Raw genomic sequence first — 6,033 nt, 5'->3', positions numbered from 1 at the left:
TTCGACTTGTTCAAAGTGGCCGTCCGGCATTCGGACACTCAAAACGGACGGGTCGAAAGTGTCAGACTTAAGCAATTAAGCGTTTTTCGCTATCTGCGTCAACCCCATTGACGCGACCATCCTAAAAAAGTGGCGTGGTGAGCATGTCAATAACATTGTCTTTGAAAAACCCATTTTAGGAGTTGCCCATGTCATCCTCATCCCTACCCATTAAACCGGCTGTACTGGTTGTCATCATTGGTGAAACCGTCTTGCAAGACCGCATGATCAAGCTGCTGCAAGAGTTAGGCGTAACTGGCTATACCCTCTCGCAAGCCCAGGGCGCAGGTCGCCACGGCAACCGCCAGGGAGATATGGTCGGTTATAACACCAATATTGAGATCAAAACCGTTGTCTCGCAGGAAGTCTCGGAGGCGATCTTCTCTGGTCTCGTCGAGTATCAAGCTAATCATGCCTTAATCGCTTTCCGACAAAATGTCGAAGCGTTGACTGGGTTTGAGATAATTTGATTCGTCACTAACCCCGCCCTAAAAGGGACGGGGCTTGCCTAGACCAATTTAGGCGACGCAAGTAGAGACTACCGCATCGAGACACAATCTGGCACAGACTTCCGAATACTTCCCTAGTTCGGATTCTCTCTAAGCTTTATTGGTAAAGCGTTGTTAGACAAGACATCTTGATTGTGCTGCGGTAAGGGACATTAACTTCACTCTTAAGGATTATCTCCATGGCAAGAGTTCCTGTTATCTCAAAAGACGGAAAACCGTTGATGCCCACCAAACCCAGTCGGGCTAGACGGTGGATTAAGGAAGGAAAAGCTATCGGTAAATTCAACGACTTAGATATTTTTTATGTCCAGCTAACCGATGAACCTTCCGATAACAAAAACCAACCGATTGCCATTGGTATTAACCCGGGTAAATTATTCTCTGGAATTGGCGTTCAATCCTCCCTTTTTACTCTTTGGAAGGCTCACTTAGAACTTCCTTTTAAGCGAGTAAGAGAGTGCCTAGACAATCGCTGCTTAATGCGAAGAGGACGTAGAGGAAGACGGATTAACCGCCAACTTCCTTTTAATCTAAGAGCGCATCGACAAAAACGATTTTCAAATAGAAGAACAGGAAAATTAGCTCCCTCAATCAGAGCTAATCGTCAACTTGAACTTCGAGTCGTTTCTGAACTAACCAAAATCTATCCAATTACTGACATTTACTTTGAGTATGTCAAAACCGATATTGATCTAACTTCCAGTAGAAAAGGAGCTAAGTCTGGAAAAGGTTTCTCGCCAGTTATGGTCAGACAGAAATGGGCGATTGAGCAACTATCTCAATTGGCAAAAGTCCATACTCGCTTTGGTTGGCAAACCTCTAATCTCAGAAAATATTTGCGACTAGAAAAATCCAAAAATAAAGCAAAACAATCACCAGAAAGTCATGCTAACGATGGCATTGCTAAGAGGGAGGGAGCATCTCACCTTTGTAACCCCTAAATCAGGTTTTATGTCAAGCTATTTTGAAAGCCTTGCTAGAAACCAGTTTTATGGACAAGTATAATTAGGGCTTGCTGAATAATGGTAAAACCCTTGTTGGTTAAGACTTTTAGAGTTTTTGTAAATCAAAAAGTACCAGATATGGGAGTGATCGGGGGGAAAATTCAGGGACTTTTTCCCTGCCTTCAAAATCGGTAAAACCCCACACCCCACACCCCACACCCCACACCCTGCCCCCAAGAAAAACTTTTTGCCGCAAACCCTAATTACTCACTTGCATAAATGAGATACTCCCAAAGAGGGATATTTATGAAGTGGAATCTGATCTGCGGAATGTTAGATATAATCTAATTATGTACTAAAAACAGGAAATTCATGACAAATATTCACTCGATCATCGGTATATTCCCCTCCAATGAAGAAGCAGACATAGTTGTAAGGTGGTAAACGACGTAAATGTGGCTCTACCACAAGACATGGGTTCCGTAAAGGAGATTTAATTTCTTCTCCCAAAGGAATTGATTATGTTAGTGGAGATACCGAAAAACAGCTATCTGTAAGCGATGCCAATGGTCAACGATTGGGACAGATAACTGTTAGTAAGATTCAGTTAATTCGTCGTTCTAACGGTTTAATTGTTTCTCACTAACTTATGTAAAGCCGCCCTCCGCTATCGCTAAAGGGCGGGGTTTCAGACCCAGTTTTTCGATGAAAGCCCTGTTACTCTACCCTGAGTTTCCCCAGTCTTTCTGGTCTTACGATCGCTTTATGGAAATCGCGGGACTGAAAGCCACCATTCCACCCCTCGGCATCATTACTGTCGCCGCCCTCCTCCCCCAAAACTGGGAGATTCGATTTTATGATCGCAACGTCAATCCTGAAACAGAAGCCGATTGGGAGTGGTGTGAGTTGGTTATCCTCTCTGCCATGTTGGTCCAGAAGCCAGATTTTCAAGCTCTGATTCAAAAAGCCGTGCAGTTAGGCAAAAAAGTCGCCGTTGGCGGTCCCTACCCCACCTCTGTCCCCCAGGATGCCCTGGATTCTGGAGCGAACTATCTCATTTTGGATGAGGGAGAGTTAACCGTTCCCCTGTTTTTGGAGGCGATCGCTCAAGGTCAAAGCCAGGGAATTTTCCGCTCTGGGGACAAGCCAGACGTGACCCTCAGCCCCATCCCCCGCTTCGACCTGCTTCAGCGAGACGATTACTTAATGATGGCAGTGCAATTCTCTCGCGGCTGTCCTTTTAACTGCGAATTTTGCGACATTATTTCCCTCTACGGGCGCAAACCTCGTACTAAAGAGCCGAGTCAGATTTTAGCAGAGTTGCAGACTCTCTACGACCTAGGCTGGCGCGGTTCGTTGTTCATCGTCGATGACAACTTTATTGGCAATCAGCGCAACGTCAAACGCTTTCTCAGAGACTTGATTCCCTGGATGAAGCAGCACGACTATCCCTTCACCTTTATTACTGAAGCCTCGGTCAATTTGGCAGAGGATGATGAATTGTTAAGCCTGATGGCTGAGGCGGGGTTTTATTCTGTCTTTCTGGGGATTGAAACTCCTGACCAAGATAGTCTGCAAGTGACGCGCAAACTGCAAAATACTCGCAATCCACTGGTGGAAGCCTGTCGTAAGATTAATGCAGCCGGTTTGCTAATCTATGCTGGATTTATCTTGGGGTTTGATGGAGAGCGCTCTGGTGCGGGGGAAAGGATTCAAGCCTTTGTGGAAGAAACCAGTATTCCTCAACCCATGTTAGGAATTCTCCAATCTTTGCCGAATACGGCTCTTTGGCATCGTCTCAAACGGGAACAGCGTTTAGTTGAGGGTGACAGCATCCATCCGACGGGAGATCAGAATAGCTTGATGAATTTTATCCCCACCCGCCCGATTGCCGAAATTGCCAGAGAGTATGTCGAAGGCTTCTGGACGCTGTACGAACCCAGCCACTATCTCCGACGCTGTTTCCAACAATGTCTTGGTCTGGGTTTGCAGTCAAAACACAAGCAAACCATGCAATTTCCCGTGGGTAAGGGGTTACGGCTAATTACCCAGTTAATCTGGCATCAGGGTATCCGCCGAGGGAACATTCGGGGACAGTTTTGGCGGCAATTATGGACGATTTGGCAAAAAAAGCCCCAAGTTCTCAATCTCTATTTAGGTCTGTGCGCGGCGGGAGAACATTTTTGGGAGTACCGGGCCTTAGCCAGAGAACGGATTACTCAACAACTAGGCTACGATCCCTTAGAAGTTTCTGGTCGTCCCAACCAGAACTGATTCTGACTCGATAGGGAGGATTGGATTGTATGGTCAAGAGATCGCTCCAGGCTTCCCCTTCGGGAATTAAACAGGCTAAACGAGCCTTTGCGCTCAAGGGGTGGACTCAGGAAAATCTAGCAGGGGAAGTGAACTTAAAGACCCGCCAGCCGATTTGGCGGTTTTTCACAGGAAAACCCGTTGATCGCCAGGTTTTCCTGGAAATTTGTTCGATTCTGGATTTGGATTGGCGGGAGATTGCCCTCGCTCCGCCCGCAGAATTTCCTGAACCAGGAGAACTGGCGAAAACTAATATTGATGCTCTGGTGCAAGAGGTGCGAGCGCGACGCCTGGACACCATCCAAAACCAGTGCGGCATCTTGCAGTTACTAGACATCAGCCATCCAGTCAACATTGATGACATCTATGTGGATGTCAATATTTTGGCGGAAATTGCCAGTCAACAGTGGGTGGAGATTGCCGATTTGCAAAACTTGGGTCCCGCTGAATTCGATCGCGTCGGCTTGGGAGAGGTTGAGCAGAAGCAAATACCCGGAATGCAGGCTGTTGAAACTTACTCAAAGCTTAGAGTTTTGGGCAGGCCGGGGGTTGGCAAAACGACCTTTTTGCAACATCTGGCGATTCAGTGCAACCAAGGCGAGTTTGCGGCGAATCAAGTGCCGATTTTTATCTTATTGAGAGAATTTGCCGAGGAGTCCAGTCCCAGTGGTGAATTTAGCCTGTTCAACTACATCCGTCAGGCATTGCTCACCTCGGGAATTTCCAACCCGTCTGTGCTGGAAACCTTACTGCAAGCGGGCAGAGTCCTGCTGTTGCTCGATGGCATGGATGAAGTTCCCAACCAGGACATTACAGCAGTTCTGAGAGAAATTCGCCAATTCTCAGAAAAGTATCATCGCAATCGATTTGTAGTAACCTGTCGCACCGCTGCCCAAAAACTCCAGATTCGAGGTTTCACTGATGTAGAAATTGCCCCCTTTACCCAGGCACAAATCAGCACCTTCGCGCAAAAGTGGTTTGTGGCACTGAGCAAAACGACTGCTCAAGCGGGGCAGGAGCAGTCGGCTCAGTTTATGGAGAAGTTGGACTTGCCGGAAAACTGGCAATTTCGGCAACTGGTGGTGACACCTCTGTTTCTGCATCTCGCCTGCTGGGTGTTTCAGGGTCAAGGGAAATTTCCGAGCAAGCGGGCTGAGTTTTATAAACAAGGGCTGGATTTGCTGCTGGGTAAATGGGATGAAGCTAGAGGAGTCGAACGCGATCAGGTTTACCGGGGGTTTTTATTGCCCCAAAAATTGAGGCTGTTGAGCCAGCTTGCAGCAGTGACTTTTGAACAGGGGCAGTATTTTTTTGAGCAACGCACGATTGAGCAATACATTGGCGACTATTTGCGGAATTTGCCAGGTGCAACCCTGGAAGCAGAGGAACTCCAACTCGAAAGCGAAGCCATGCTGAAAGCGATCGAGGCACAGCATGGAATCCTCACAGAAAGGGCGCGAGGCATTTTTTCATTTTCTTATCTGGCATTTCAAGAATACTTCACGGCTCGAAAAATAGTTGCCAGCCATAATTTGCAGGCATTAGAACAAGCACTGGGAGGGTTGGTGAGTCACATCACCGATTCCCACTGGCGCGAAGTCTTCTTGTTAACGGCTGCCATGTTGCGAAGTGCAGATGCGCTGGTGCAGTTGATGAAGCAACAAATTGATGCCTTAGTCGCGCAAGACTCCTATCTGCAAGAGTTTTTGAGTTGGGCCAGCCAAAAATCCCAGCAGCTCCCAGACGAACCCAAAGTGGCGACCGCACGCGCATTTTACCTTGCCCTTGCCCAAAGCCCGCATACGGCCGATCGCTTTGCCTTAGCCAGCACGCTCGATCAGGGGATGTTGTTAGACGCGGCGTTGGAGAACTTGCTGGTAGAGTTTGCCATCGACCACAGTCAGGATTTTGCATACGTCAATGCTTGTAGCGAGGCACTCAACAACATTCTGGTGATGGTTCTGGATGCTGGATTTTATAAGTCTTTGCAACAATTGAGAGACCAACTGCCACCTCCGAGTCAAAACCTGGAACGGCTTCAGCACTGGTGGCAGAAAAACTATTCTGCCTGGGTGGAACAGTTGCGGGGTGTGATCGCCAATTATCGCAATATTCCTGAACTTCCCCCCATACATATATACTATAATAGCCGAAAACCCTTATCCATCAATGGATGTAACCCCTTAACTTTTCTTAATGTACCCATGTAATTTGTAACATTTCTTAAT

Annotated in this window: 3 protein-coding genes and 2 pseudogenes; all 5 read left to right on the top strand. The window is 47.3% G+C overall.

The features are described 5' to 3' along the window. Positions 1-188 precede the first annotated feature (188 nt). Entirely contained in the window at positions 189-509 is a 321-nt protein-coding gene (locus LW728_RS22515) for a P-II family nitrogen regulator (protein WP_002752253.1), read from the top strand. 218 nt (positions 510-727) lie between these two features. Next, positions 728-1,453, top strand: a pseudogene (locus tag LW728_RS22510) (RRXRR domain-containing protein); the annotation flags it as partial. 475 nt (positions 1,454-1,928) lie between these two features. Further along, positions 1,929-2,138 (top strand): annotated as a pseudogene (locus LW728_RS23325) (hypothetical protein); the annotation flags it as partial. A 59-nt stretch (positions 2,139-2,197) separates the two neighbouring features. Then, positions 2,198-3,766 carry a B12-binding domain-containing radical SAM protein gene (locus LW728_RS22505; protein ID WP_287664650.1) on the top strand — a complete coding sequence of 523 codons (1,569 nt, stop codon included), beginning with the start codon at positions 2,198-2,200 and terminating at the stop codon, positions 3,764-3,766. 29 nt (positions 3,767-3,795) lie between these two features. After that, positions 3,796-6,015 (top strand): NACHT domain-containing protein, encoded by a 2,220-nt coding sequence (locus tag LW728_RS22500; protein ID WP_287768402.1) that lies wholly within the window; start codon positions 3,796-3,798, stop codon positions 6,013-6,015. The last annotated feature ends 18 nt before the right edge of the window (positions 6,016-6,033 follow it).

This window comes from Microcystis sp. 49638_E5, assembly GCF_021300285.1.
Taxonomy (GTDB): Bacteria; Cyanobacteriota; Cyanobacteriia; order Cyanobacteriales; family Microcystaceae; genus Microcystis; species Microcystis aeruginosa_C.
The sequence above is the reverse complement of the archived record's forward strand: the minus strand, read 5'-3'. Positions and strand labels throughout refer to the sequence as shown.

Bases quoted from the DNA above. Each gene is read 5' to 3' on its own strand.
- LW728_RS22500 (WP_287768402.1), top strand. From the start codon at position 3,796: ATGGTCAAGAGATCGCTCCAGGCTTCCCCTTCGGGAATTAAACAGGCT.
- LW728_RS22515 (WP_002752253.1), top strand. From the start codon at position 189: ATGTCATCCTCATCCCTACCCATTAAACCGGCTGTACTGGTTGTCATC.
- LW728_RS22505 (WP_287664650.1), top strand. From the start codon at position 2,198: ATGAAAGCCCTGTTACTCTACCCTGAGTTTCCCCAGTCTTTCTGGTCT.